Consider the following 23,967-nt stretch of genomic DNA (forward strand, 5'->3'; position numbering starts at 1 on the left):
GCCGGCCGATGACGGACGACGACCGCAACCCGCAGGACCTCGACGCCCTGGAAGGCGACATCCGCGCCAGCCGCGCGCGCATCGGCGGCACCGTCGAGGCGCTGCGCGACCGCACCTCACGTTTGCGCGACAGTCTGGCCCGGTGGTCGCCCCAAACCCTGATGGAGAACACCATGAAGCACACCTATACGCCGGCGACGCCGGAAACCCCGTCCCAGCGCTCCCACCAGCACCAGTCCGACCGCTATGAGAGCGGCCAGACCGTCCACTACAAGGGGTCGCGTTCGCGCTCCTCCTCCGACGGCTCGATGCTGAGCAGCGTCACCAGCAACCCGATCCCGCTGGCCCTGGTCGGCATCGGGCTGGGCTGGCTCGCCCTGTCCAGCACCGGCTACGACCGCCGCATCGCCCGGTCCAGCACCGTCCAGTCGGCCCGCCACCGCATGGGCGACGCCGTCGACTATGCCCGCGAGTCGCTGAGCAGCGCCACCGACAGCGTGCGCAGCGCCGCCAGTTCCGCCTATGACAGCGCGTCGGGCACCGTCAGCGGCATGATGGGCGGTTCGGACGACGACCATGTGTCGGGCCGGGGCGAAATCCATGGACAGCGGCAATCGCAAGGCTACGCCAGCCGCGGCATGTCGCGCCTGTCCTCCATGGCGCCGTCGACCGACCATCTGCGCCACCGCGCCCACGACGTGACGACCGGCTTCTGGGACCTCGTGGAGGATCATCCCATCGTCGCCGGCGCCATGGGCGTGGCACTGGGTGCCGCCATCGGCGCCGCCCTGCCGGGCACGCGCTATGAGAAGCAGTGGGTCGGCGAATATGCCGACGAGGCGACCGAGCGCGCCAAGGCGATCGCGATGGACGCGCTCGACCGCGGCACCCGCGCCGCCCAGGCCGCGGCCCAGACCGTGGTCGAGTCGGCCAAGGAAGACGTCCGCGAGGTGGTCTCCGAAGCCACCAACGCCGCCCGCGAGGAAGTGAAGAAGCCGGGCTGATCCCCCTTTCCCGGCTGACACGGACCGACCCCGCGCCCTCCCGGCGCGGGGTTTTCCGTATTGTGCAGTCCGGTTGCGGCAAACCGCCGCATTCCCGCCCTTCACCATCGACTTGGCGGTAGCGTGGTGGAAAGAGCGGCGCTATAACCAAGCAAGCCCGATGGGTATTCCCGGCGTGTCAGCCATGCACAGGCGCCAAAGCCGCGGAAACCCTGCACTTTAATCGACAAACGCCCCTTGCCCCAGGGAGTAATCAGGACTAAATTGGTCCTGTATTCGAAACCGGGTGAAACGGGGTGCGGGCATGATCCGGCTGAGCAAGCTGACCGACTATGCCATCGTCGTGTTGAGCGAGATGGCGCGCCAGGTCGGCACGGTCCATACCGTCGCCCATCTTGCCGACCGCACCGGCGTTCCCGCTCCCACCGTCGCCAAGCTGATGAAGGCGATGACCCCGGCGGGACTGACCACTTCGCAGCGGGGGCCGCCGGCGGTTATGCGCTGAGCCGCCCCGCCGATGCAATCTCCATCGCGGAAATCATCACGGCGCTCGACGGTCCCATCGCGCTGACCGCCTGCGTCGACGGCGCCGACAGCCAATGCGGGGTGGAGCAACTTTGCCCCATGCGCGGCGGTTGGGAAAAGGTGAACCGCGCCATCCGCAACGCGCTGGAGGAGGTGACGCTGGCCGACATGATGGCCCCCATCACCTTCCCGGCCCCGGCAGCCGCAACGAATTCCACAGCCGCCCAGCCGGCCCGCCCTGCGCACTGAACGGCGCGCACCGAACAGCATTCTTGAGAAGGACGAGGCAAAGCCATGGCCGCCCAACCGGAAACCGTCGAGCAGGTCCGCGCCGTCACGGAGCAGAAGTACAAGTACGGCTTCACGACCGACATCGAGGCCGACGTCGCGCCGAAGGGCCTGAACGAGGACATCGTCCGCTTCATCTCCGCCAAGAAGGAGGAGCCGGAGTGGCTGCTGGAATGGCGCCTGAAGGCCTTCCGCGTCTGGCAGACGATGGAGGAGCCGCAATGGGCCGCCGTCAGCTTCCCGCCCATCGACTATCAGGATGCGCATTACTATGCAGCACCCAAGAAGAAGGCCGGGCCGAAATCGCTGGACGAGGTCGATCCCGAACTGCTGAAGACCTACGAGAAGCTGGGCATCCCCCTGCGTGAGCAGGAGATACTGGCCGGCGTCGAAGGGTCGGAGGGCAAGAGCCCGGCCATCGCTGTCGACGCCGTGTTCGACAGCGTGTCGGTCGCCACCACCTTCAAGGCCAAGCTGGAGGAGATGGGCATCATCTTCTGCGCGATCTCCGAAGCGGTGCAGAAGCACCCGGAACTCGTGAAGAAGTATCTCGGCTCGGTGGTGCCCTACACCGACAACTACTATGCGACGCTGAACTGCGCGGTCTTCACCGACGGCAGCTTCGTCTACATCCCCAAGGGCGTGCGCTGCCCGATGGAGCTGTCGACCTACTTCCGCATCAACCAGGCCAACACCGGCCAGTTCGAGCGGACGCTGATCATCGCCGACGAGGGCTCCTACGTCAGCTATCTGGAAGGCTGCACGGCGCCCAAGCGCGACGAGAACCAGCTGCACGCCGCGGTGGTGGAACTGGTGGCGATGGACGACGCGACCATCAAGTACTCGACCGTCCAGAACTGGTATCCCGGCAACGAGGAAGGCGTCGGCGGCATCTACAATTTCGTGACGAAGCGTGGCGCCTGCCGCGGCAAGAACTCCAAGATCTCCTGGACGCAGGTGGAAACCGGCTCCGCGATCACCTGGAAGTATCCGAGCTGCATCCTGCAGGGCGACAATTCGGTGGGCGAGTTCTATTCGGTCGCCATCACCAACAACTTCCAGCAGGCCGACACCGGCACCAAGATGATCCACATCGGCAAGAACACCCGCTCGACGATCGTGTCGAAGGGCATTTCTGCCGGCAAGGCGCAGCAGACCTACCGCGGGCTGGTGAAGATCCTGCCCAGGGCAGAGGGTGCGCGCAACCACACCCAGTGCGACAGCCTGCTGATCGGCGACCAGTGCGGCGCCCACACGGTCCCCTACATCGAGAGCCGCAACCGCTCCGCCCGTATCGAGCATGAGGCGACCACGGCCAAGATCAGCGAGGACCAGCTGTTCTACTGCCGCCAGCGCGGCATCTCGGAAGAGGACGCGGTGTCCCTGATCGTCAACGGCTTCTGCAAGGAGGTCCTGAAGGAACTCCCCATGGAATTCGCCGTGGAAGCGCAGAAGCTGGTGGGCATCAGCCTGGAAGGCAGCGTGGGGTAAGGACATGCCCTCTCCGCTCCCCGAGGGAGCGGAGGAGGACAGAGTGAAGCCACCGGACGGCGTGCCGGAAGCCTGAAGAAGAGAACGAGGCGAAGACGATGATCGAAATCAAGAACCTGCACGCCACCGTGGACGGCAAGGAAATCCTCAAGGGCGTCGACCTGACCATCCGCCCGGGCGAGGTCCATGCCATCATGGGGCCGAACGGCGCCGGCAAAAGCACCATGTCCTACGTGCTGGCCGGCCGTGACGGCTATGAGGTCACTGAGGGCTCGGTCACCTATTACGGCAAGGACCTGCTGGCGATGGAGCCGGAAGAGCGGGCGGCCGAGGGCGTCTTCCTGGCCTTCCAGTATCCGGTGGAAATCCCCGGCGTCGGCAACACCACCTTCCTGAAGACCGCGATCAACGCCATCCGCAAGTACCGCGGCGAGAAGGAACTGGACGCCATGCAGTTCCTGAAGCTGATCCGCGCCAAGACCAAGGCGCTGGGCATGTCCGACGAGATGCTGAAGCGCGCGGTCAATGTCGGCTTCTCCGGCGGTGAGAAGAAGCGCAACGAGACGCTGCAGATGGCGGTGCTGGAACCGAAGTTCGCAATCCTCGACGAGACCGACAGCGGCCTGGACATCGACGCGCTGAAGATCGTGGCCGAGGGCGTCAATGCCCTGCGGTCGCCGGACCGCTCGATGCTGGTCATCACCCATTACCAGCGCCTGCTCGACTACATCGTTCCCGACCATGTCCATGTCCTGGCCGCCGGCCGCATCGTGAAGTCGGGCGGCAAGGAGCTGGCGCTGGAGCTGGAGAAGAACGGCTACCGCGACTTCGGCGCGAGCGAGGCGGCGTGATGACGGCCCCCAACACCCAAGCCAACTCCCGCTTGCATCCGATGACCTACTCGACGCGGGGCGCCGATCCGGCGACGGCGCCGGCCTTCCTGGCGCCGCTCGACGAGATGGGCGCCGGCCTGCCCGGCAGCGGCCTGTCCTGGCTGACCGAGCTGCGCACCGCCGGCCGCGAGCGCTTCGCCGCCGTCGGCCTGCCGACGATCAAGAACGAGAGCTGGCGCTACACCAACCTGCGCGACCTCGCCAAGGTCAGCTTCCAGCCCGCCGCCCCGGCGGCGGCCACCATCGACCTGCTGCCGACCGTCCGGGCCGAGGGGCAGGACGGTCCGCGTCTGGTCTTCGTCGACGGCCGCTTCCGCGCCGACCTGTCGTCGGTCGAGGGCCTGCCGCCGGGGGTGGAACTGCTGAGCCTCGCCGCCGCGCTGTCCACCCATGGCGACTTGCTGGCCGACCATATCGGCCGCCTCGCCGCGGCGGACGACCGGCCGCTGGTGGCCTTGAACAGCGCCTACCTCGCCGACGGCCCGGTGCTGCATGTGCCGGCCGGCGTCCAGGTCGAACGTCCCATCGAGCTGGTCTTCGTCTCCGTCGGGACCGAAGCGCAGGCGACCTCCTGCCACCCGCGCAGCCTGCTGATCGCGGAGGCCGGGTCGAAGGCGGTGGTGGTCGAGCACCATGTCGGCCGCGGCGCCGGCACCACGCTGTCGAACCACGTCACCGAGGTGTTCGTCGGCGAAGGCGCCACCCTGCACCATTACAAGTCGCAGCGCGAAGGCGGCGGCGCCATCCACCTGTCGCACATCGCGGCGACGGTGGCGACCGGCGGCTGCTACGACAACTTCATCCTGACGACGGGTGCCAGGCTGTCGCGCAACGAGGTGGTCAGTCGCCTGGACGGGACCGAGGCGCGGACGCATGTCAGCGGCGGCTATCTGGTCCGCGGCACCCAGCATGCCGACACCACCACGGTGATCGTCCACGCCAAGCCGAACGGCACCAGCCGCGAGGTCTACAAGGGCGTCATCGACGACACGGCGCGCGCGGTGTTCCAGGGCAAGATCACGGTCTGCCCGGATGCGCAGAAGACCGACGGCTACCAGCTGAACCGCGCCCTGCTGCTGTCCGACGGTGCCGAGATCGACAGCAAGCCGGAACTGGAAATCCACGCCGACGACGTGAAGTGCAGCCACGGCTGCACCGCGGGCGAGCTGGACGACGACGCGCTGTTCTACCTGCGCGCCCGCGGCATCGACCGCGACACCGCCCAGGGCCTGCTGATCGGCGCATTCCTGTCGGAATCGCTGGAGGAAATCGCCGAGGAGTCGATCCGCGACGCCTTCCAGGGAATCATCGCCGGCTGGCTGGAGGAGCAGAAGTAACCATGTCCGATGCCATCCTGAACCAAGCCTACGACGTGCAGCGGGTGCGGGAGGATTTCCCGATCCTCGCCCGCAGCGTCCACGCCAGGAAGGGAAAGCCCGGCAAGCCGCTTGTCTATCTGGACAGCGGCGCCTCCGCCCAGAAGCCGCGTCAGGTCATCCAGGCCATGACCCGCTTCCTGGAGGAGGATTACTCCAACATCCATCGCGGCGTCCATTTCCTGTCGCAGACCGCGACCGACCAGTTCGAGGCGGTGCGGGCCAAGGTCGCGCGCTTCCTGAACGCGCCGAACGACCGCTGCATCGTCTTCACCCGCAGCTCGACCGAGGCGATCAACCTCGTGGCCAGCAGCTATGGCCGGACCTTCCTGAACGAAGGCGACGAGGTCATCCTGTCGATCATGGAGCATCACGCGAACATCGTTCCGTGGCAGCTGCTCCAGGCCGAGAAGAAGATCGTCATCAAGGTCGTGCCCTGCGACGAGGACGGCGTCCTCGACATGGATGCCTACCGCGGCCTGCTGTCCGACCGCACGAAGCTGGTGGCGATCACCCACTGCTCCAACGTTCTCGGCACCGTCACCCCGGCGAAGACCATCGCCAAGCTGGCGCATGAGCGCGGCATCCCGGTGCTGTTCGACGGCAGCCAGGCGGTGGTGCATGGCACGGTGGACGTGCAGGACATCGACGCCGACTTCTACGTCTTCACCGCGCACAAGCTCTACGGTCCGACCGGCCTCGGCGTGCTGTACGGCAAGTACGACCTCCTGAAGAAGATGCCCCCCTACCAGGGCGGCGGCGACATGATCGAGAGCGTCAGCTTCGAAGGCACCACCTTCAAGGCGCCGCCGTCTCGCTTCGAGGCCGGCACCCCGCCGATCACCGAGGTCATCGGGCTGGGTGCGGCCATCGACTATGTCGAGGCGCTCGGCCGCGACGCCATCGCCGCGCACGAGCACGACCTGCTGCAATACGCCACGCAGCAGCTGTCGCAGATCGACGGCCTGCGCATCGTCGGCACCGCGCCCGGCAAGGGGCCGATCATCTCCTTCGCGCTGGAGGGCGTGCACCCGCACGACGTCGGCACCATCGTCGACCAGTATGGCGTCGCCGTGCGCGTCGGCCGCCATTGCGCCGAGCCGCTGGCCGAGCGGTTCGGCGTCGGACCGACCGTCCGCGCCTCTTTCGGCCTGTACAACACCCGGGAGGAAGCCGACGCCCTCGTCCAGTCCCTCCAGGCGGTCAAGGAGTTCTTCGGAGCATGATGGACGACCTGCGCGAGCTGTATCAGGAAGTAATCCTGGACCACGGCAAGAATCCCCGCAACTTCCGCCATCCCGACGACGCCAACCGCGAGGCGAAGGGCGAGAACCCGATGTGCGGCGACCGCTTCATGGTCTATCTGACCCTGAAGGACGGGGTGGTGGACGACGTGGCCTTCCAGGGCCGCGGCTGCGCCATCTCCACCGCCAGCGCCTCGATGATGACGGAGCTGGTGCGCGGCAAGACGGCGGCGGAGGCGGAAACGCTGTTCCATGCCTTCCACGAGCTGTGCACCCAGGACGAGCCCGACATCCCCGAGGGTGTCGACGACGAGACGATGGAAAAGCTGATGGTGATGTCCGGCGTGCGCCAGTTCCCGGTGCGGGTGAAATGCGCGACCCTGGCGTGGCACGCCATGAACGCGGCACTGCATGGCGAGGCTGCGGCCTCCAGCGACCAGTATTGAGGGAAGGGGGATCGAAATGCCCGATGAAACCCTGACGCAGCGCCCGATGGCCCCCAATCCGGCGGAAGCCGAGGCGCAGATGAAGGCCGATGCGGCGAGCGAGGCTCCCGAATCAAGGAGTTTGCCCCGATGCCCCAGCCGCCCGAGGGTTACGACCCGCGGGAGGAGATCATGGATCGCGTCGTGGCGGCCATCAAGACCTGCTACGACCCGGAAATCCCGGTCGATATCTGGGAACTGGGCCTGATCTACCGTGTGGACATGGATGGCCAGCGCAATGTCGAGATTGATATGACGCTGACCAGCCCCATGTGTCCGGTGGCCGGCGAACTGCCCGAGCAGGTCCGTCAGGCCGTGCTGGGCGTCGAGGACGTCAACGAGGTCAAGATCGAGCTGGTGTGGGAGCCGCCCTGGCACCAGGGCATGATGTCCGAAGAAGCCCGCCTGCAACTGGATATGTTCTGAGCCGTATTAGGAGACCGTCACCATGACCCGCCCCCTGCCCAAGGCGCTCACCATCACCGACGCCGCCGCGGAGCGCGTCAAGGCGCTGATGTCCAAGGCCACCGACGACATGGTCGGCCTGCGCATCGGCGTGAAGGCGCGCGGCTGCTCCGGCCTCAGCTACGACGTTCAGTATGCCAAGGAGAAGATGAAGTTCGACGAGGTGGTGGAGGACAAGGGCGTCACCATCCTGATCGATCCTGCTGCCGTCATGTTCCTGATCGGCAGCGAGATGGACTATGTCGACGACAAGTTCCAGACCGGCTTCGTCTTCAAGAACCCCAACGAGAAGGGCCGCTGCGGCTGCGGCGAAAGCTTCCACGTTTGAGGTCGGATGACGCCTCCACCGCTGCTCGCGGCGGTGGAGGAAATATCGTTATAAATCCCGCGTAATTTTGACTCATACCCTCACTTGCGCTATGGTGATCGCATCGCCACGCAAAGTTGGGGGTGTAAGATGGTGCAGAGCGTTTACAGCAACGCCTGGGCGGCGCTGACCGGCAATGCCGGTACAACCAAAGCGTCTCAGCTGTTTTCCAGCAAGGCCGCGCCCTCCCCTTCGTCGGCCGCACCGGCAGCATCGGCCGGCGACACCGTCGCCGTGAGCAAGCTTGGCAAGGCCCTGACCGGTATGGCGGCGAAAGCTTTCGAGCATCTCGACTCCGACAGCAAGAAGCAGTTGGAAAGCCTCGTCGAATCCGGCCGCGTGTCGGCGGATGACGCGGTGAAGGGACTGCGATCCCTGGCGAAGAATGCGCTGTTCAACCGCTTCACAACAGAGAGCGGCCATAGTGCTGAAGAGCAGCAGATGGCTGATCGCATGAAGGCACTGCGCGAACAGAACGCCGCAGCGGCGAAAGCCGCCGAGAATCCGGACCATCAGGCAGCGCTCGAGGATCTCGACCGATTGGGTGAAGCCCGGAAAAGCGGATCGGTCAGCCAGGAAGAAGTCAGCGCCATGCACCGCTCGATCTCCGAGCGCCTCAAGGGATTTGGAAAATCGGATATGCTGCGGTTCTCCGAAGAAGAGGGCTCTTTGATGGGGGCGGTCTTCACAAGCAAAGCCAATCGCTTCGCCGATCTTGATTTCGGCGAGGACGATCACGAGAACAGCGCAACGACCAACAAAATCCAGAGCGACGAAGAGATGGCTGCCGCCGAACGGCTCTTCGCCGCCGGCTTCAAGCTTGAAAACAACGCGATGGCGCGCTTCGCCGCCGATTACGACATTCCAGGTCTGGGCAAGGGCACCATGCCGGCTTGGCACAGTTTCAAACCGATCAGCCGATAGCGCTCAACACCCTGATGCCTAGGCACTGCCCGCCGCCCCCTCACGACATCGGGTTGGGCGGCGGCTTCGGCATTTCCGGCAGCGGGATGAATTCGCCGTCGTCGAGGTCCGGCAGTTTCATCCGCCCGGCGCGCCAGTCGGCCTTGGCCTGTTCGATCCGTTCCTTCGATGAAGACACGAAGTTCCAGTCGATGAAGCGCCGACCGACCGGTTCGCCGCCAACGGCGATGACGATGGATTGCGTGGATGCGGTCAGCACAGCCGGATGGCCGGAGCCGAATACGGCCATCCGCCCCGCCTCGAAAACCTGCCCCTCGACCTCCACCGTTCCCGTCACCACATAGGCCGCCCGTTCCCATTCCCCCGCCGGCAGTTCAACCCGGGCGCCGGGGGCGAGATCCCAGTGGATGTAGAACAGGGGCGAGTGGGTCTTCACCCCCGCCTTGGCGCCGAAGGCTTCGCCCGCCACCAGCCGGCCGCGAACCCCGCCCTCCTCGAAGGCCGGCAGGTCGCCGGTGCCGTAATGGGTGAAGGCCGGGTCGGTCTCCTCGTCCGCTTCGGGCAGGGCGACCCAGGCCTGGATGCCGTGCATCCGTCCGCCTTCCATCCGGGCGCGCTCGAAGCGTTCGGAATGGGTGATGCCGCGCCCGGCGGTCATCCAGTTCACCTCCCCCGGCCGGATCGGCTGTTCGGAGCCCACGCTGTCGCGGTGCATGATCTCACCCTCGAACAGGTAGGTGATGGTGGACAGTCCGATATGCGGGTGGGGCCGCACGTCGACGTCGCGCGGCAGGCCCGGCTGGAAATCGACCGGCCCCATATGGTCGAAGAAGACGAAGGGGCCGACCATCCGCCGCTGGACGAAGGGCAGGACCCGGCCAACCTCGAAACCGCCCAGGCTCTTCCGGCGTTGCTCGATCACCAGTTCCAGCATCGGTTTCCCTCCCTAGGATGTAACGGCGTTCGGATCGGCGTTCAGACGCCCGGATCGCGCTGTACGGTCTGGATGACCTCGAACCCCTCGAACTCCGGCGGCCCGACGTAAAGGGGCTTGCGGGTGCCGGCATTGCCATGGGCGGCGCGGAAGGCCTCCGACCGCGTCCAGCCCTGGAAGGCCGCCTCCGACTCCCAGACGGTGTGGGAGGAGTAGAGCCGGTATTCGTCCCGGTCGGGTCCGCGCAGCATGTGGAACTCGACAAATCCCGGAACCTTGTGCAGATGGACCTCGCGGTTCAGCCAGACCTCCTCGAACTCCTGTTCGGCCCCGTGGCGCACCTTGAAGCGGTTCATCGCGATGAACATGCGGCTTTCCTTCCCGGCATCGTCGGCAAGCACGACCTCGGCCCCGACCTTGACCAGGATAGAGGTTGGGGCCGTGGCGCGGCAATCAACCCAGCCCCTCACCGGTGGCCCTCGCGATTGCTTACGATCCGTTAATGTAAAAAGTTCTAATATGAGGAAAAAGATATGATGGCTGCAGGCCGGAATGGCCGGGCACGCAGCCGCGGGGGAATGGCATGACCGGAACAAGCGTAGCGCAGACGGCGGCGGACCGGGTCCGTTGCAGGCCGCCCGGCATCATTGCGACCATCGTCACCCTGACCGTCCCCTTCCTGCTGGTTCTCGAAGCGACGTGGCTGACGGGCTCGGCCGATCTCGCCCATTACCTGCCGCTGCACAGCTTCTTCGAGATCTTCGCCATCGCCGTGGCCGCCCTGATCTTCGCCATCGGCTGGCATTCCCACACGGACGAGACGCCGTCCGCCCTGCTTGCCCTGTCCACCGGCTTCCTCGGGGTGGCGCTGCTCGATTTCGGGCATCTGCTGTCCTACGCGGGCATGCCCGATTTCGTCACTCCGTCGGGACCGGAGAAGGCCATCGCCTTCTGGTTCGGCGCCCGGGGGATGGCGGCGGCGGCCCTCCTGCTGGCGGCGCTGCTGCCCTGGCACCCCGGATCGGCGGCTCTGCGCTACCCGCTGATCGGCGCGGTGCTTGCGGTAACCGCTACGGTCTTCTGGGTCGTGCTTTGGCATCCGGGGGTGCTGCCGCGCACCTTCATCGCCGGTGAAGGGCTGACACCGTTCAAGATCGCGGTCGAATATGTGCTGGTCCTGCTCTATGCCTGTGCCGCGCTGCTGTTCCACAGGCGGCGTCGCGAGGCCCGCAAGCTGGACGTCCACCGCATGGTCATCGCCGCCGTCGCCATCGCGATCAGCGAACTGTGCTTCTCGCTGTATCTCAGCGTCTACGACCTCGCCAACGTGGCCGGCCACATCTACAAGGTCATCGGCTACTGGTACCTGTACCGGGCCGTGTTCGTCACCGCGGTCAACCACCCCTACGAGGCCCTGCACCGCTCCGAGCGCGAGTTGTGGCGGGAAAAGGAGCAGGCGCGCGTCACCCTGCTGTCGATCGGCGACGGGCTGATCGCGACGGACACCGCCGGCCGCGTTACCCTGATGAACCCGGTGGCCGAACGGCTGACCGGCTGGTCCGGCGGCGAGGCGGCCGGACGGCCGGTGACCGACGTCTTCGACATCGAGAATGCCGAGACCGGGGAGCGGGTTCCGGTGCCGGTCCAGCAGGTGCTGGCGAACGGCCAGATGGTCGGGCTTGCCAACCATACGGTGCTGGTGGCGCGCGGCGGGCTCCGCAGCCACATCGCCGACATGGCGTCGCCCATCCGCGACCGCGACGGCACGCTGCACGGCGTCGTGATGGTCTTCCAGGACGTGACGGACGCCTATGCCAGCCGGGAGGCGCTGAAGGACAGCCTGTCGCTCAACACCGGCATTCTGGAAAGCGCCGCCTGCGGCATCATCGCCACCACGCTGGACGGCACAATTCGCGTCTTCAACCGCGAAGCGGAGCGGATCTTCGGCTATGGGGCGGAAGAGATGGTCGGCACCGCCTCACTCCCGCATCTCTATGACGGGGAGGAGCTTCGCGCCCATGCCGGCCGGCTGACCACGGAGCTGGGGCGAGCGATTCCCCCGGGCTTCGAGGCCCTGGTCGCCCGCACCCGTGACAGCGGCCTGCCCGATGCCGGCGAGTGGACCGGGATGCGGAAGGACGGCAGCCGCGTCGCCCTTTCCTCCGCCACAAGCGTGCTGCGCGACAGCGGCGGGGCGGTGCGCGGCTATCTGACCGTGGTGATGGACGTCACCGAACGGAAACGGGCGGAACGGCAGATCGAGAGCCTGGCCTATTACGACCCGCTGACCAACCTGCCGAACCGCCGCCTGCTGCTGGAACAGCTGGACGACCGGCTGCGCGCGGCGCGGCAGGGCGGGCGGTGCGGCGCCCTGATGTTCCTCGACCTCGACGACTTCAAGGGGCTGAACGACGCCCGCGGCCATGTCGCCGGCGACACGCTTCTTCGCGAACTGGCGGCCCGGCTGAACGCCACCCTGCGCCGGGACGACTTCGTCAGCCGGCTGAGCGGCGACGAGTTCGTCATCCTGCTGCCCGACCTGGGCGCCACGCCGGAGGAGGCATCCAAGGTCGCGTGGCGGGTGGCGGAGAAGCTGCGGCATGCCGTCGCCCAGCCCTTCCGCCTGGACCGCTACGAACACAGCATCTTCGCCAGCATCGGCCTGACCGTCTTCCCCAAGACGCCGGAGGAATCGGTGGAGGATCTGCTGAAGCAGGCCGACACCGCCATGTATGCCGCCAAGGATGGCGGGCGGAACACCGTCCGCGACTATGATCCCGCGATGCTGATCGATGCCCAGGCGCGTCTGGCTCTGCAGCAGGATCTGCGCAAGGCAGTGGATGCCGGGGAGTTCACGCTGTTCCTGCAGCCGCAGACCGGCGCCGACGGCACCCTGGTCGCGGCCGAGGCGCTGATCCGCTGGCAGCACCCGCAGCGCGGATTCGTCGCACCCGGTGCCTTCATCGCGGTGGCCGAGGAGTCGGGACTGATCCTGCCGCTGGGCGACTGGATCATGATGGAAGCCTGCCATGTCCTGCGCCGTCTGGCCGATGCCGGCAGCGGCTGCCACCTGTCCGTCAACATCAGCCCGCGCCAGTTCCGCCAGCAGAATTTCTGCGCCGGGGTTATCGCCGCGGTCCGCGCCAGCCGCATCGACCCGCGCCTGCTGACACTGGAGATCACCGAGGGGATCGCCATCGGCGACTGCGCCGACACGGTCGCCAAGATGTCGGAACTGGCAGCGGTCGGGATCTCCTTCTCGCTGGACGATTTCGGCACAGGCTTCTCGTCGCTGTCCTACCTGAAACGGCTGCCGGTGGGAGAGCTTAAGATCGACCGTTCCTTCGTCCAGGACGTCGACCGCAACAGCCACAACGCCGTGCTGGTGGAAACCATGCTGTCGATCGCCAGCCGGCTGGGGCTGAAGGCGGTGGCGGAGGGGGTGGAGACCGCGGCGGAGCGGGATTTCCTGCGCGACCACGGCTGCGCGGTCTTCCAGGGCTATTACTTCGACCGGCCGATGCCCGTCGACGACTTCATGCGCAAATATGTGCTCCCGGCGGAACGGACCGCCACCGAAGAGCCGGCGCTCGCCTGACACCCGCCCGCATGAAGCAGTGACGGCCGAACCGGCGGGGGAAGGCCGCCCGGCCGTCCCCCGAACCGGCGTTTCGGTTACTTCTGGGCGACCATCTTGGGCTGGCCGTTGTTCCAGACATACATCACGTAGTTCGGCTTGGTGATGTCGCCCTTCTTGTCGAATTCAACCGGGCCGACGACGGTGTCGTAGCTGCCGGAATGCAGGGCGGTCGACAGCTTCTTCCCGTCGATGCTGCCGGCCTTCTGCAGGCCCTGGGCGATCACCTGTACGGCGGCGTAGCTGTAGAAGGCGAAGTTGCCCGGCTCCGGCAGGCCGGCCGCCTTGAAGGAGGCGATCAGTTCCTGCGCCTTGGGATCGCTGGCGGCCGACGGGCTGTCGGTGTACAGCGTGCCCTCGCCGGCCTGGCCGGTGATTGCCCAGTATTCCTGGTTGTTCAGGCCGTCGCCGGCGATGAACTGCGGCTTCAGCCCCTGTTCCTGGGCCTGCCGGACGATCAGCCCCAGTTCCGGGTGATAGCCGCCGTAATAGACGGCATCGATCTTCTTGTCCTTCAGGGCGGTGATCAGCGCCGAGAAGTCGCGCTCGCCCGCCGTGACGGAACCGCGGTAGGCGACCTTGCCGCCGGCCTTCCCCAGCGTCTCGACCACGACGTCGGCCAGCCCCTTGCCGTAGGCCTGCTTGTCGTCGAGGACCGCGACGTTCTTGCCCTTGAAGGTCTCGGCCAGATAGTTGCCGGCGACCACGCCCTGCTGGTCGTCGCGCCCGCAGACGCGGAAGATGTTCGGGAAGCCCTTGGAGGTCAGCAGCGGGTTGGTGGCGGTCGGGGTGACCATCACCACGCCTTCCTCCTGGTAGACGTCGGCCGCCGGGATGCTGGCGCCGGAGCACAGATGACCGACGACCGCCGCGACCTGATCGCGGACGAACTGGTTGGCGACCGCCACCGCCTGGCGCGGGTCGCAGGCGTCGTCACCCACCTTCAGCACCAGCTTCTGGCCCAGCACGCCGCCCTTGGCGTTGATGTCCGCAATCGCCTGCTTGGCGCCGTACACCGACTGCTCGCCCAGCGCCGCCACCGGACCGGTGGTCGCCGTGCCGAGTCCGATGACGATGTCCGCCTGCGCCGTGCCGAAGCCGGCCAGCAGCGCCGTCGCGCTGACGAAGGAAAGGACGGTGAGACGCATAATATTTCTCCTGGGATGACCAATTTGCGCCGGTCCACGTCCATCGGCCCCGGCACATTCCCATTTCTGACCCAAGCGACAGGATTTTGAAAGCGCGATCATGGATTTCGCAGCGCTCCGACGGCTGACCGCGACCGTTGGCCGCTCCCGGAGATGTCTCACTATTTGGTATCTACCAAAACTATTTGACACACCCCGCGTCATACGCGAGCATTCAGAAAACAACGGCAAACAAACAAATCATGGGCGGAATCATCCAGGCGACGGAGCAGGAGGCGGAAGGCGGCAAGCCGCAGGGCGCCGGGACCCAGACCCTGCTGCGCGGACTTGCCTTGCTGGAATGCGTGGCCGCTGGCATCGGCGACGTGAAGGGGATCGCGGCGCGGCTCGGCACCCCGCGCAGCACGACCCACCGCATGCTCGTCAGCCTCGTGGCCGAAGGGTATCTCCACCACATCCCCTACAAGGGCTATCTGCTCGGCCCGAAGCTGATCCAGCTGGGGATGAAGGCGCTGGAGCAGCGCCCGCTGGTCGCCGTCGCCCGCCCGCATATCGAGGCGCTGGCACAGGCCACCGGCGACACCGTCCATCTCGGGGTCGAGGACAACGGCGAGGTCTTCTATCTCGACAAGATCCCCGGCACCCGCGGGCTGGAAATGCGCTCCCGCACCGGACAGCGCATGCCCATAGCCTCCACCGGACTGGGCAAGGCGCTGATGCTGGGCATGGCGCCGGCACGCTGGGCGGCGCTGCACGCGCTCACATGCCCCGCCGACCTGCCTCCCGACCGGCCGCGCCCCGCCGATTGGCCGGAGTTCCGGACGCAGCTGGACCGCTACGTCGCCCAGGGCTGGGCGATGGATTTGGAAGAGAACGAACTCGGCATCCGCTGCGTCTCTGCACCTGTACGCGATGGCCGCAATCTGGTGGTGGCGGCGATCAGCGTCGCCAGCGCCGTCCCCTACATGCCCGACGACCGCATGGCCACCCTGGGACCGCTGGTCCGGGCCACGGCGGACGCGATCTCCAAGGATTTGGGATGGACCGCAACCTGAACTCTTCCACCGCACCGGCGCTGATCGCGCTGGACTGGGGCACGTCGAGCCTGCGCGGCTTCCTGATGGACAGTGCCGCGCGCGTGCTGGCCGAACGGGCCACCGGCCACGGCATTCAGAACCTGCCGCAGCCCGGCCCTGCCGGGTTCGACGCGGCACTGGCCGGCCTGTGCAGCGACTGGCTGGACGCGAACCCGGACCTGCCGGTGGTGGCCGGCGGCATGGTCGGCAGTGCCCAGGGCTGGGTCGAGGCCCCCTATGTCGCCACCCCGGCCGATGCGGCGACGCTGGCCGACCGCGCGGCCCGGGTGGAGACGGCGTCCGGCCGCCGCATCCTGATCGCCCCCGGCGTTCTGCACGACCCGGCCGGCGCGCCCCCCGACGTGATGCGCGGGGAGGAAATCCAGATCGCCGGTGCGCTGGCCGAAAATGCCGACTGGGCGCGGAATGCCTGCATCGCCATGCCCGGCACCCATTCCAAATGGGTCCGCGTCACCGATGGGCGCATCGCCGCCTTCTCCTCCTACATGACGGGGGAGCTGTTCGCGGTCCTGAAGACCCATTCGCTGCTCGGCCGCCTGATGCCCGCCGACCGCGAGGCATCGTCCGAGGATGAGGCCGCGGCCTTCGCCTTCGGTATCCGCGCCGCGCAGTCCGCCGGTCCCGGCGACCTGCCGCACCAGCTGTTCGCCACCCGCACGCTGGGCCTGACCAAGCGCATGCCGGCGGAGGCGCTGGCCCACTACCTGTCGGGCCTGCTGATCGGGCACGAGCTGCGGTCCGGATTGGCGCTGTTGGCGGAGATGCCCGCCGGCACGCCGCTGCTGCTGATCGGCGCCCCGGCCCTGTGCAGCCGCTATGGACGCGGGCTCGCCGCATTCGGCGTCACGCCGGCGGCACAGCTGGGCAATACCGCGCCACGCGGGCTGTTCCAGTTCGCCGCTGCGGCCGGACTGCTTGCCACCGGCACAACCCCAGCACGATGAGCGCGCCATGACCGAACTTTCGCTTTCCGCCCGCTTCGATGCGGCTTTCTCCGCCCTGCCCCTGGTCGCGATCCTGCGCGGCCTGACCCCGGCGGAGGCAGAGCCGGCGGCGGCGGCCCTCTACGAAGCGGGATTCCGGCTGATCGAGGTGCCGCTGAATTCGCCCGACCCGTTCGACAGCATCGCCGCCATCCGCAAGGCCCTGCCGTCCGACGCGCTGGTCGGAGCCGGCACGGTGCTGACCCTGGACGCCGTGGACCGGCTGGCCGCCATCGGCGCCGATCTGGTGGTGATGCCGCATGCAGACACCGCGGTCATCCGTGCCGCGAAGTCGCGCTCGATGATCTGCACCCCCGGCGTCGCCACCGCGACGGAAGCCTTCGCGGCACTCGCCGCCGGGGCCGACGCGCTGAAGCTGTTCCCAGCGGAACAGATTCCCCCGACCGTGGTGAAGGCCTTGCGCGCGGTCATTCCGCACAGCGTGCGGCTGTTGCCGGTCGGCGGCATCACGCCCGACACCATGCAGCCCTTCCGCACAGCCGGCGCTTCCGGCTTCGGCCTCGGTTCGGCGCTCTACAGCCCCGGCCTGCCGGCGCCCGAAATCGCAGCCCGCGCCAAGCGCTTCGCCCAGGCTTGGGCGGAGGGATCGTCCGGCCGCTGATCGCCATCCCTTTTTCTGATCGTCACCTTTCAACGACCGGCGCACAAGCCGGCACACCCAGAGGGAATGCCATGAAGGTCTCCACTCGCCTGACCCGTACCGTCCTGACGGCCGGCCTGTCCGCCGGCATGCTGTTCGCGGGAGCCGCAACCATCTCCGGCGCCGCCCTGGCCGCCGAATATCCGGCGAAGCCCGTCGAGCTGATCGTCCCCTATGCCGCCGGCGGCGGCACCGACCTCGTCGCCCGCGCCTTCGCCGATGCGGCCAAGAAGCAGCTGCCGCAGTCGATGGGCGTGGTGAACAAGACCGGTGGCGGCGGCGCCGTCGGCCTGACCGAGATCATGGCCGCCCGTCCCGACGGCTACAAGATCGGCATGGGCACGGTGGAAATCACCCTGCTGCCGCATATGGGCGTCGCCCGCTTCACGGTGGACGATTACACCCCGATTGCCCGCCTGAACGCAGAGCCGAGCGCCATCACCGTCAAGGCCGACGCCCCGTGGAAGACGGTGGAGGAGTTCCTGGAGCACGCCAAGGCCAACCCCGGCAAGGTGCGCATCGGCAACTCCGGCACCGGCGCCATCTGGCATCTCGCGGCCGAGGCGCTGGAGGAGAAGACCGGCACCACCTTCAACCATGTGCCCTTCGACGGCGCCAACCCGGCCGTGACCTCGCTGCTGGGCGGCCATATCGAAGCGGTGTCGGTCAGCCCGGCCGAGGTGTCGAGCCAGCTCGCCGCCGGCCAGCTGCGCATGCTTGCCGTCATGGCGGAACAGCGCAGCAAGACCTTCCCCGACGTGCCCACCCTGAAGGAGAAGGGCATCGACCTGTCCGTCGCCACCTGGCGCGGCATCGTGGTGCCGAAGAAGACGCCGGCCGCGGTGGTCGACACCCTGCGCACCGCCAGCAAGGCCGCGGCGGAAGACCAGGCCTTCCGTGACCAGCTGGCCAAGATGAACCTGACCTGGGCCTATGCCGATGGTCCGGAATTCGGTCAGGTCATGCAGAAGGACAATGCCTTCTTCAAGGACCTGATGACCAAGCTGGGCATGGCGAAGTAACGCCGGACCGACGCCGTTCCCGGCGGTCCGCCGCCGGGAACGCCTTCATCGGTTGAGGAGACCGGACCATGAGCAACGCACCCGCAAGGGGCGAAGGCCCCGGCTTTGGCAACGCCATGCCGATGTCGACGAAGATCGCCAACCTCGTGATCGCCGTCGTGCTGATCGCCATCGCGGCCTCGGCCATCGCCGCGACCGGCGATTTCCCCAAGAGCATGCTGGCGACCGACGTGGGCTCCGCCCGCTTCCCGATCATCCATGCCGGCGCGCTGATCCTGCTGTGCCTGATCCTGATCGCCAACACGCTGCGCGCGCCCACCGCCCCGGCGGACACCGGAGATGCGCCGGTCGGGATCGCCGGCTATGCCGGCGTGGCGCTCGGCATGCTGGCGACCGCAGGCTGCATCGCCGCCATGGAGTATGTCGGCTACGGAGTGGCCACCGCCGTCTACATGGCGGTGATCATGGCGCTGATGGGACAGCGCAGCCCGGTCTGGAACCCCGCGCTGGCGGTCGGCGTGACGGCGATCGTCTATGGCGTCTTCCACTATGCGCTTCAGGTGCCGTTGCCGGTGGGGAGCCTGTTCGAATGACCGCCCACGCCTTTTTCATGGCCGCCGTGTGCGTCGTGGAGTATCGCCGCCATGCATGAACTCGATCTTCTGATGAACGGCTTCGCCACGCTGGCGGCGAATCCCCTGGCGCTGTTTCTGGCGCTGTTCGGCGTCACGCTCGGCATCATCATCGGCGCCCTGCCCGGCCTGACGGCGACCATGGGCGTCGCCATTCTGCTGCCCTTCACCTTCGGCATGGATCCGGTGTCCGGCCTGCTGATGATCTCCGGCGTCTTCTTCGGCGGCGTCTATGGCGGGTCGGTGACGGCGATCCTGCTGCGCATCCCCGGCACCCCGGCCGCCGCCGCCACCGCGATGGACGGGTTCGAGCTGACCAGGAAGGGCATGGCCGGCGTGGCGCTGGGCACGGCGACTCTCTCCTCCTTCCTCGGCGGCACGGCCAGCATCGTCGTCCTGATCTTCCTTGCTCCGGTGCTGGCAGGTTTCGCCCTGCAGTTCAGCGCGTCGGAGAGCTTCGCGCTCGCCGTCTTCGGCCTGAGCATCATCGCCAGCATCTCCGGCCGTTCGGTCATCAAGGGGTTGATTGCCGGCTTCCTGGGACTGCTGATCGCCACGGTCGGCATGGACCCGATGGACGGGTTCCCCCGCTTCACCGGCGGCTATACCGAGCTGTTCAACGTCCCCTTCATTCCGGTGATGATCGGCCTGTTCGCCGCCGCCGAAGCCTTCAAGTCGCTGGAGGACCCGAAGGTCCGCCTGGGCATGGCCGCGGCGCTGGGCCGCATCATTCCGGAATGGGCGACCTTCCGCCGGCTCGTGGGCACGGTGGCACGTTCCACCGGCCTCGGCGTGGTGATCGGCATCATCCCCGGAGCCGGCTCGGACATCGCCGCCTATGTCGCCTATAACGAGGCCAAGCGGTTCAGCAAGACACCGGAAAACTACGGCAAGGGCGAATTGGCGGCAGTGGCCGCCTGCGAGGCCGGTGCCAACGGCTGCACCGGCGGCGCGTTGCTGACCATGCTGACGCTGGGCATCCCCGGCGACGCCGTCACCGCGGTGATGCTGGGCGCACTGACGCTGCAGGGGCTGCAGCCCGGACCGCTGCTGTTCAAGGAACATGCGGATCTGGTCTTCACACTGTTTGCCGGCATGCTGTTCTGCTACGTCGGCATGCTGGTGATCGGACTGGGCTTGCTGCGTGTCATGGGCCGCGTCCTGCAGATGCCGAAGTCGGTTCTGACGCCGGTGATCCTGGTCCTGTGCGTTGTCGGCACCTATGCCATCAACAACAGCCTGTTCGACATCGGCATCATGCTGGCGGCCGGCATCGCCGGCTACTTCATGCAGAAGTGGGATTTCCCGGCCTCGCCGGTGGTGCTGGCGCTGATCATGGGACCGATGGCGGAGGCCAACTTCCGCCGCGCCCTGTCGCTGTCGGGCGGAAGCTACGACTTCCTCTACACCCGGCCGATCACCGTCGTGCTGCTGACCGTCGCCATCCTGACCCTGTTCCTGCCACTGGTGAAGCGCTGGCGCAGCCATCGGGCGGAGACGCGGCAAGCCGGCGCCGACAGCCGCTTGAACCAAGCCTGATTTTCAAAGCCTGACCATAAGGAAACACAGCGATGTTCGACGATCTGAAGGGCCGCCGCGTCCTCATCACCGGTTCGACCCAGGGGATCGGTCTGGCCGCGGCGCAGGCCTTCGCCCGCCATGGCGCCAAGGTCGGCATCAACGGCCGCAAGGCGCCGGCCGATCTCGACACCACCCTCAAGGCGATGGAATCGGTGGGCGGCGAGGCGGCCTTCTTCGCCGGGGACCTGTGCAGCAGCGCCGCCTGCAAGTCCGTGGTGGATGCCTTCGTCGAGCGGTTCGGCGGCATCGACGTGCTGATCAACAACGCCGGCGGTCTGGTCGGCCGCAAGCCGCTGGAGGAGATCGACGACGAGTTCTTCGACGCGGTGACCGACCTGAACGCCCGGTCCGCCCTGATGACGACCAAGCACGCCCTGCCCCACCTGCGCCAGTCGGCCAAGGACAGCGGGCAGACGGCATCGGTGATCCTGGTCGGGTCAGTCGCCGGCTACACCGGCGGCGGGCCGGGCGCCGGACTGTATGGTGCCGCCAAGGCGTGGCTGCACAACATCCAGAAGAACTGGGTCGCCTTCCACACCAAGGAGGGCATCCGCTTCAACACCGTGTCGCCCGGCACCTTCGACACCGCCTTCCATGCCGACAAGGACGAGGCGGCCAAGGCCCGCGTGTCCACCGGCATCCCGATGGGCCGTTTCGGCAAGCCGGAGGAATGCGCGCCCACCTTCCTGTTCTTCGCCTCCCATGCCTGCTCCGGCTACATCACCGGGCAGGTCCTGGACGTGAACGGCGGCCAGTTCATGCCGTAAGGTCCATACCGGCAGGGGACTGCAGGACAAGCGCCCTTTCCCGCTGTTGTCGGAAGACACGGGCGGGAAAGGGACGACGATGACCAGGCAGATTCCCTTGTCGGAGGACAGCAGCGCAATCGATCCGGCGCTCGACGCGCTGCGCAACGACCACACGCACGAGATCGCGCCGGACCTCGCCTATCGGCGGCTCGGCATCGTCAATGTGGTGTTCTGGGGACCACCCGGCGCCGGCGACCGCGAATGGGTGCTGATCGACGCCGGGCTGATGGGCACCAAGGGCTTCATCCGCGGCGCGGCGGCCGAACGTTTCGGCCGCGACTCCCGCCCCGCCGCCATCGTGATGACCCACGGCCATTTCGACCATGTCGGCGTGCTGGAGGATCTGGCGGAGGAGTGGGACGCCCCGGTCTACGCCCATCCGCTGGAACATCCCTATCTGAACGGTCAGGCCGCCTACCCGCCCGGCGACCCGTCGGTCGGCGGCGGGGCAATGGCGGCGTTGGCGCGCTTCTACCCGCGCAAGCCGGTGGATGTCGGATCGCGCCTGCGGTCATTGCCGGACGATGGATCGGTGCCGGTGATGCCGGGCTGGCGTTGGATCCACACGCCGGGACACAGCGTCGGCCATGTCTCCTTCTGGCGGGAGCGGGACCGTTCGATGATCGTCGGCGACGCCTTCGTCACCACGGGGCAGGAATCGGCCTATGCCGTCGCCGTGCAGCGGGCGGAGATGCATGGCCCGCCGATGTATTTCACCGTGGAATGGGACAAGGCGCGGGAGTCCGTCGCCAAGCTGGCCGCGCTGGAACCGCAACTGGTCATCACCGGCCATGGAGAGCCGATGCAGGGGGCGGAGATGCGCACCGCCCTTCACCGGCTGGCCGACGAGTTCGACCGCATCGCCATTCCGCGCCAGGGCATCTACCTCGAAAAGCCGGCGCGGGCGGAGGACCGCAGCGCCTACTGTGCGCCGCGAGGGTAAGTTCTTGTGCTTGGGGTGAGGGAGCCGGGGCACGCCGCCCCGGCTTCCGCACGACGAGCCCCGGCAAGTGCCCCAGGAGCCGAAAGGACGATCGACCGCAACGGGGCGCTGGCTTTGCTCAGGCGTATTGCGCAACGCCATTGCCGAGCGACCAGTTCTCTTTCGCCACTTCGAAGATGTTCACGAAAACGTCCTCCGGCCGGATGCCGGGGTCTTCGCCGAGCAGTTCAACGATCCGCGCAAACAACGCCTTTTTCTGCTCCACAGTACGGGTATTGTTCGCCGTGATTTGGATGTATACGAGGTCATCTCCTCGTGACACACCGAGATAGGATGAACTATAGCGAAAGTTTGCTGCATCATGCTCGGTGATGGTCATGAACTGATCATCTTCCGGCACGTTGAATGTTTCATGCATTGCGCGGTAAAGGCCATCGAAGATGGCCTGCCGATAAGCCTCCGACTTTCCGGTGCGCAGCGAGATGTGAACGAGCGGCATCGCAACTCCTTTCGATGATGTCCGCTTTGAAAGTAGCCTTAGAGCATCCATTTACATATGCTATGATTTTTTATATCTAAGATAACGGTTGGAAATGATGAACCAGCCTCTCGACCTCGATGCGGTCCGGGCCTTCGTGCGCATCGCCGAACTGGAGAGCTTTACGCGAGCGGCCGAAGCCATGCGGACGACCCAAGCCGCGGTCAGCCTGAAGCTGAAACGTCTCGAAGAAAGGCTGGGATGCCGCCTGTTCGAGCGGACGCCACGATATGTGCAGTTGTCGCCACGCGGCGCCGCCTTTCTCGATCATGCCCGTGACCTGCTGGAGGCGCATGATCGCGCGCTCGCCTCGCTGAGCCAAAGCCGCCAACGCATCGCCATCGGCATCAGCGACCATGTGGCGGGGCCGGAGCTTCCCGCTCTTATCGCGCGGATGAACGCGCAGGATCCGCAGCTGGTGATCGAAATCCGGATCGGATCATCGGGGGATCTGCTTCACAGCTTCGACCGACGGGAACTCGACACCGTGGTCGTCCGCTTGCACGCAGAGCGCGATGACGGTCAACTCCTCACCGAAGAGCAGTTCGGCTGGTTCGCGGCGCCAAGCTGGCAGCATCGGGCGGACGAGCCTCTGCCAATCGCCACGATGGCGGAGCCCTGTGGGGTGCGGGCATTGGCCGAGCAGCTTCTCGACGCGGCAGGTGTGCCGTGGACGGAGATCTTCGTCGGCGGCGGCGTGACCGCAGTGGCGGCCGCTGTCATGGCGGGGCTCGGTGTCGCTGCATTGTCCCCGCGCATGGTGCCATTCGGTGCCGTCGATGTCGGCCCCAGACTGGGCCTGCCGGCCTTACCGCGCCTGCCCGTGATTCTGCACACCAGGGTGAAGGATGGACGGCCGCGCGAGGCGCTCGATGGGCTGGCCGCCGCATTCAAGAGCGCGGTTCGAAGCTGATGTCGCC

Annotated in this window: 22 protein-coding genes and 2 pseudogenes; 20 read left to right on the forward strand and 4 right to left on the reverse strand. The window is 66.9% G+C overall.

Annotated elements, in window-relative coordinates; all coding sequences use genetic code 11:
* Positions 1 to 8: 8 nt before the first annotated feature.
* From AB8P05_RS25300 to AB8P05_RS25345, 10 genes and pseudogenes are all read left to right on the forward strand, one after another.
* Positions 9 to 1,004 (forward strand): hypothetical protein, encoded by a 996-nt coding sequence (locus tag AB8P05_RS25300; RefSeq protein WP_472760899.1) that lies wholly within the window; start codon positions 9 to 11, stop codon positions 1,002 to 1,004.
* 304 nt (positions 1,005 to 1,308) lie between these two features.
* Positions 1,309 to 1,778: pseudogene (locus tag AB8P05_RS25305) on the forward strand (SUF system Fe-S cluster assembly regulator).
* Positions 1,779 to 1,823: 45 nt separating this feature from the next.
* Complete coding sequence (gene sufB / locus AB8P05_RS25310; protein WP_472760900.1) at positions 1,824 to 3,308, forward strand: Fe-S cluster assembly protein SufB; 1,485 nt, start codon at positions 1,824 to 1,826, stop codon at positions 3,306 to 3,308.
* Between the two features lie 161 nt (positions 3,309 to 3,469).
* A pseudogene (sufC, locus tag AB8P05_RS25315) lies at positions 3,470 to 4,159 on the forward strand (Fe-S cluster assembly ATPase SufC); the annotation flags it as partial.
* Positions 4,159 to 5,538: a Fe-S cluster assembly protein SufD gene (sufD, locus tag AB8P05_RS25320; RefSeq protein WP_472760901.1), complete on the forward strand. Its 1,380-nt coding sequence runs from the start codon at positions 4,159 to 4,161 to the stop codon at positions 5,536 to 5,538. The pseudogene sufC and the gene sufD, both read left to right, overlap by 1 nt.
* A gap of 2 nt (positions 5,539 to 5,540) precedes the next feature.
* The gene (locus AB8P05_RS25325; protein WP_472760902.1) at positions 5,541 to 6,803 is read left to right on the forward strand and encodes a cysteine desulfurase; all 1,263 of its coding nucleotides are present in this window, start codon (positions 5,541 to 5,543) and stop codon (positions 6,801 to 6,803) included.
* Positions 6,800 to 7,267, forward strand: coding sequence for a Fe-S cluster assembly sulfur transfer protein SufU (gene sufU / locus AB8P05_RS25330; RefSeq protein ID WP_455174723.1), 468 nt, complete (start codon positions 6,800 to 6,802; stop codon positions 7,265 to 7,267). Before AB8P05_RS25325 ends, sufU begins: the two co-directional genes overlap by 4 nt.
* A 129-nt stretch (positions 7,268 to 7,396) precedes the next feature.
* Positions 7,397 to 7,732 carry an iron-sulfur cluster assembly protein gene (locus AB8P05_RS25335; protein WP_472760903.1) on the forward strand — a complete coding sequence of 112 codons (336 nt, stop codon included), beginning with the start codon at positions 7,397 to 7,399 and terminating at the stop codon, positions 7,730 to 7,732.
* Between the two features lie 22 nt (positions 7,733 to 7,754).
* Positions 7,755 to 8,099: a HesB/IscA family protein gene (locus AB8P05_RS25340; protein ID WP_472760904.1), complete on the forward strand. Its 345-nt coding sequence runs from the start codon at positions 7,755 to 7,757 to the stop codon at positions 8,097 to 8,099.
* 129 nt (positions 8,100 to 8,228) lie between these two features.
* Complete coding sequence (locus AB8P05_RS25345; protein ID WP_472760905.1) at positions 8,229 to 9,062, forward strand: hypothetical protein; 834 nt, start codon at positions 8,229 to 8,231, stop codon at positions 9,060 to 9,062.
* A 40-nt stretch (positions 9,063 to 9,102) separates the two neighbouring features.
* Here the strand turns inward: AB8P05_RS25345 and AB8P05_RS25350 are convergent, their stop codons facing one another.
* Positions 9,103 to 9,996 (reverse strand): pirin family protein, encoded by an 894-nt coding sequence (locus AB8P05_RS25350; RefSeq protein ID WP_472760906.1) that lies wholly within the window; start codon positions 9,994 to 9,996, stop codon positions 9,103 to 9,105.
* Between the two features lie 41 nt (positions 9,997 to 10,037).
* Complete coding sequence (hmuQ, locus tag AB8P05_RS25355; protein WP_472760907.1) at positions 10,038 to 10,364, reverse strand: heme-degrading protein HmuQ; 327 nt, start codon at positions 10,362 to 10,364, stop codon at positions 10,038 to 10,040.
* Between the two features lie 215 nt (positions 10,365 to 10,579).
* On the opposite strand from hmuQ, the gene AB8P05_RS25360 reads away from it, so the two are divergent.
* Positions 10,580 to 13,594 (forward strand): MASE3 domain-containing protein, encoded by a 3,015-nt coding sequence (locus tag AB8P05_RS25360; protein WP_472760908.1) that lies wholly within the window; start codon positions 10,580 to 10,582, stop codon positions 13,592 to 13,594.
* A 77-nt stretch (positions 13,595 to 13,671) separates the two neighbouring features.
* Here the strand turns inward: AB8P05_RS25360 and AB8P05_RS25365 are convergent, their stop codons facing one another.
* Complete coding sequence (locus tag AB8P05_RS25365) at positions 13,672 to 14,781, reverse strand: branched-chain amino acid ABC transporter substrate-binding protein (RefSeq protein WP_455174717.1); 1,110 nt, start codon at positions 14,779 to 14,781, stop codon at positions 13,672 to 13,674.
* A gap of 242 nt (positions 14,782 to 15,023) precedes the next feature.
* Here AB8P05_RS25365 and AB8P05_RS25370 point away from each other — a divergent pair, with 242 nt between their 5' ends.
* The 8 genes from AB8P05_RS25370 (at position 15,024) to AB8P05_RS25405 (ending at position 22,509) form a co-directional block, all read left to right on the forward strand.
* Positions 15,024 to 15,836 carry an IclR family transcriptional regulator gene (locus tag AB8P05_RS25370; RefSeq protein ID WP_472760909.1) on the forward strand — a complete coding sequence of 271 codons (813 nt, stop codon included), beginning with the start codon at positions 15,024 to 15,026 and terminating at the stop codon, positions 15,834 to 15,836.
* Entirely contained in the window at positions 15,821 to 16,822 is a 1,002-nt protein-coding gene (locus AB8P05_RS25375; protein WP_472760910.1) for a 2-dehydro-3-deoxygalactonokinase, read from the forward strand. The genes AB8P05_RS25370 and AB8P05_RS25375 overlap by 16 nt, the downstream gene beginning before the upstream one ends.
* A gap of 7 nt (positions 16,823 to 16,829) precedes the next feature.
* On the forward strand, positions 16,830 to 17,483 hold the full coding sequence (locus AB8P05_RS25380) for a 2-dehydro-3-deoxy-6-phosphogalactonate aldolase (RefSeq protein ID WP_472760911.1): 654 nt from the start codon (positions 16,830 to 16,832) through the stop codon (positions 17,481 to 17,483).
* Between the two features lie 71 nt (positions 17,484 to 17,554).
* The gene (locus AB8P05_RS25385) at positions 17,555 to 18,544 is read left to right on the forward strand and encodes a tripartite tricarboxylate transporter substrate binding protein (protein ID WP_455174713.1); all 990 of its coding nucleotides are present in this window, start codon (positions 17,555 to 17,557) and stop codon (positions 18,542 to 18,544) included.
* 68 nt (positions 18,545 to 18,612) lie between these two features.
* Positions 18,613 to 19,137 (forward strand): tripartite tricarboxylate transporter TctB family protein, encoded by a 525-nt coding sequence (locus AB8P05_RS25390; RefSeq protein WP_472760912.1) that lies wholly within the window; start codon positions 18,613 to 18,615, stop codon positions 19,135 to 19,137.
* A 51-nt stretch (positions 19,138 to 19,188) separates the two neighbouring features.
* Entirely contained in the window at positions 19,189 to 20,715 is a 1,527-nt protein-coding gene (locus AB8P05_RS25395) for a tripartite tricarboxylate transporter permease (protein ID WP_472760913.1), read from the forward strand.
* Between the two features lie 32 nt (positions 20,716 to 20,747).
* The gene (locus tag AB8P05_RS25400; RefSeq protein WP_472760914.1) at positions 20,748 to 21,524 is read left to right on the forward strand and encodes an SDR family NAD(P)-dependent oxidoreductase; all 777 of its coding nucleotides are present in this window, start codon (positions 20,748 to 20,750) and stop codon (positions 21,522 to 21,524) included.
* 79 nt (positions 21,525 to 21,603) lie between these two features.
* Positions 21,604 to 22,509 carry an MBL fold metallo-hydrolase gene (locus tag AB8P05_RS25405; RefSeq protein ID WP_472760915.1) on the forward strand — a complete coding sequence of 302 codons (906 nt, stop codon included), beginning with the start codon at positions 21,604 to 21,606 and terminating at the stop codon, positions 22,507 to 22,509.
* 118 nt (positions 22,510 to 22,627) lie between these two features.
* On the opposite strand, the gene AB8P05_RS25410 is transcribed toward AB8P05_RS25405, so the two are convergent.
* The gene (locus tag AB8P05_RS25410) at positions 22,628 to 23,008 is read right to left on the reverse strand and encodes a tautomerase family protein (protein WP_472760916.1); all 381 of its coding nucleotides are present in this window, start codon (positions 23,006 to 23,008) and stop codon (positions 22,628 to 22,630) included.
* A 94-nt stretch (positions 23,009 to 23,102) separates the two neighbouring features.
* On the opposite strand from AB8P05_RS25410, the gene AB8P05_RS25415 reads away from it, so the two are divergent.
* Complete coding sequence (locus AB8P05_RS25415; RefSeq protein WP_472761190.1) at positions 23,103 to 23,960, forward strand: LysR family transcriptional regulator; 858 nt, start codon at positions 23,103 to 23,105, stop codon at positions 23,958 to 23,960.
* Positions 23,961 to 23,967: the final 7 nt, after the last annotated feature.

The organism is Azospirillum sp. VT-I1, from assembly GCF_055698305.1.

Excerpts from the sequence above, each read along its gene's own strand:
- hmuQ (WP_472760907.1), bottom strand. The coding sequence starts at position 10,364 with ATGTTCATCGCGATGAACCGCTTCAAGGTGCGCCACGGGGCCGAACAG.
- AB8P05_RS25325 (WP_472760902.1), top strand. The coding sequence starts at position 5,541 with ATGTCCGATGCCATCCTGAACCAAGCCTACGACGTGCAGCGGGTGCGG.
- sufU (WP_455174723.1), top strand. The coding sequence starts at position 6,800 with ATGATGGACGACCTGCGCGAGCTGTATCAGGAAGTAATCCTGGACCAC.
- AB8P05_RS25380 (WP_472760911.1), top strand. The coding sequence starts at position 16,830 with ATGACCGAACTTTCGCTTTCCGCCCGCTTCGATGCGGCTTTCTCCGCC.
- AB8P05_RS25400 (WP_472760914.1), top strand. The coding sequence starts at position 20,748 with ATGTTCGACGATCTGAAGGGCCGCCGCGTCCTCATCACCGGTTCGACC.
- AB8P05_RS25410 (WP_472760916.1), bottom strand. The coding sequence starts at position 23,008 with ATGCCGCTCGTTCACATCTCGCTGCGCACCGGAAAGTCGGAGGCTTAT.
- AB8P05_RS25335 (WP_472760903.1), top strand. The coding sequence starts at position 7,397 with ATGCCCCAGCCGCCCGAGGGTTACGACCCGCGGGAGGAGATCATGGAT.
- AB8P05_RS25395 (WP_472760913.1), top strand. The coding sequence starts at position 19,189 with ATGCATGAACTCGATCTTCTGATGAACGGCTTCGCCACGCTGGCGGCG.
- AB8P05_RS25345 (WP_472760905.1), top strand. The coding sequence starts at position 8,229 with ATGGTGCAGAGCGTTTACAGCAACGCCTGGGCGGCGCTGACCGGCAAT.
- AB8P05_RS25370 (WP_472760909.1), top strand. The coding sequence starts at position 15,024 with ATGGGCGGAATCATCCAGGCGACGGAGCAGGAGGCGGAAGGCGGCAAG.
- AB8P05_RS25385 (WP_455174713.1), top strand. The coding sequence starts at position 17,555 with ATGAAGGTCTCCACTCGCCTGACCCGTACCGTCCTGACGGCCGGCCTG.
- AB8P05_RS25375 (WP_472760910.1), top strand. The coding sequence starts at position 15,821 with ATGGACCGCAACCTGAACTCTTCCACCGCACCGGCGCTGATCGCGCTG.
- sufD (WP_472760901.1), top strand. The coding sequence starts at position 4,159 with ATGACGGCCCCCAACACCCAAGCCAACTCCCGCTTGCATCCGATGACC.
- AB8P05_RS25350 (WP_472760906.1), bottom strand. The coding sequence starts at position 9,996 with ATGCTGGAACTGGTGATCGAGCAACGCCGGAAGAGCCTGGGCGGTTTC.
- AB8P05_RS25405 (WP_472760915.1), top strand. The coding sequence starts at position 21,604 with ATGACCAGGCAGATTCCCTTGTCGGAGGACAGCAGCGCAATCGATCCG.
- sufB (WP_472760900.1), top strand. The coding sequence starts at position 1,824 with ATGGCCGCCCAACCGGAAACCGTCGAGCAGGTCCGCGCCGTCACGGAG.
- AB8P05_RS25365 (WP_455174717.1), bottom strand. The coding sequence starts at position 14,781 with ATGCGTCTCACCGTCCTTTCCTTCGTCAGCGCGACGGCGCTGCTGGCC.
- AB8P05_RS25390 (WP_472760912.1), top strand. The coding sequence starts at position 18,613 with ATGAGCAACGCACCCGCAAGGGGCGAAGGCCCCGGCTTTGGCAACGCC.
- AB8P05_RS25340 (WP_472760904.1), top strand. The coding sequence starts at position 7,755 with ATGACCCGCCCCCTGCCCAAGGCGCTCACCATCACCGACGCCGCCGCG.
- AB8P05_RS25360 (WP_472760908.1), top strand. The coding sequence starts at position 10,580 with ATGACCGGAACAAGCGTAGCGCAGACGGCGGCGGACCGGGTCCGTTGC.
- AB8P05_RS25415 (WP_472761190.1), top strand. The coding sequence starts at position 23,103 with ATGATGAACCAGCCTCTCGACCTCGATGCGGTCCGGGCCTTCGTGCGC.
- AB8P05_RS25300 (WP_472760899.1), top strand. The coding sequence starts at position 9 with ATGACGGACGACGACCGCAACCCGCAGGACCTCGACGCCCTGGAAGGC.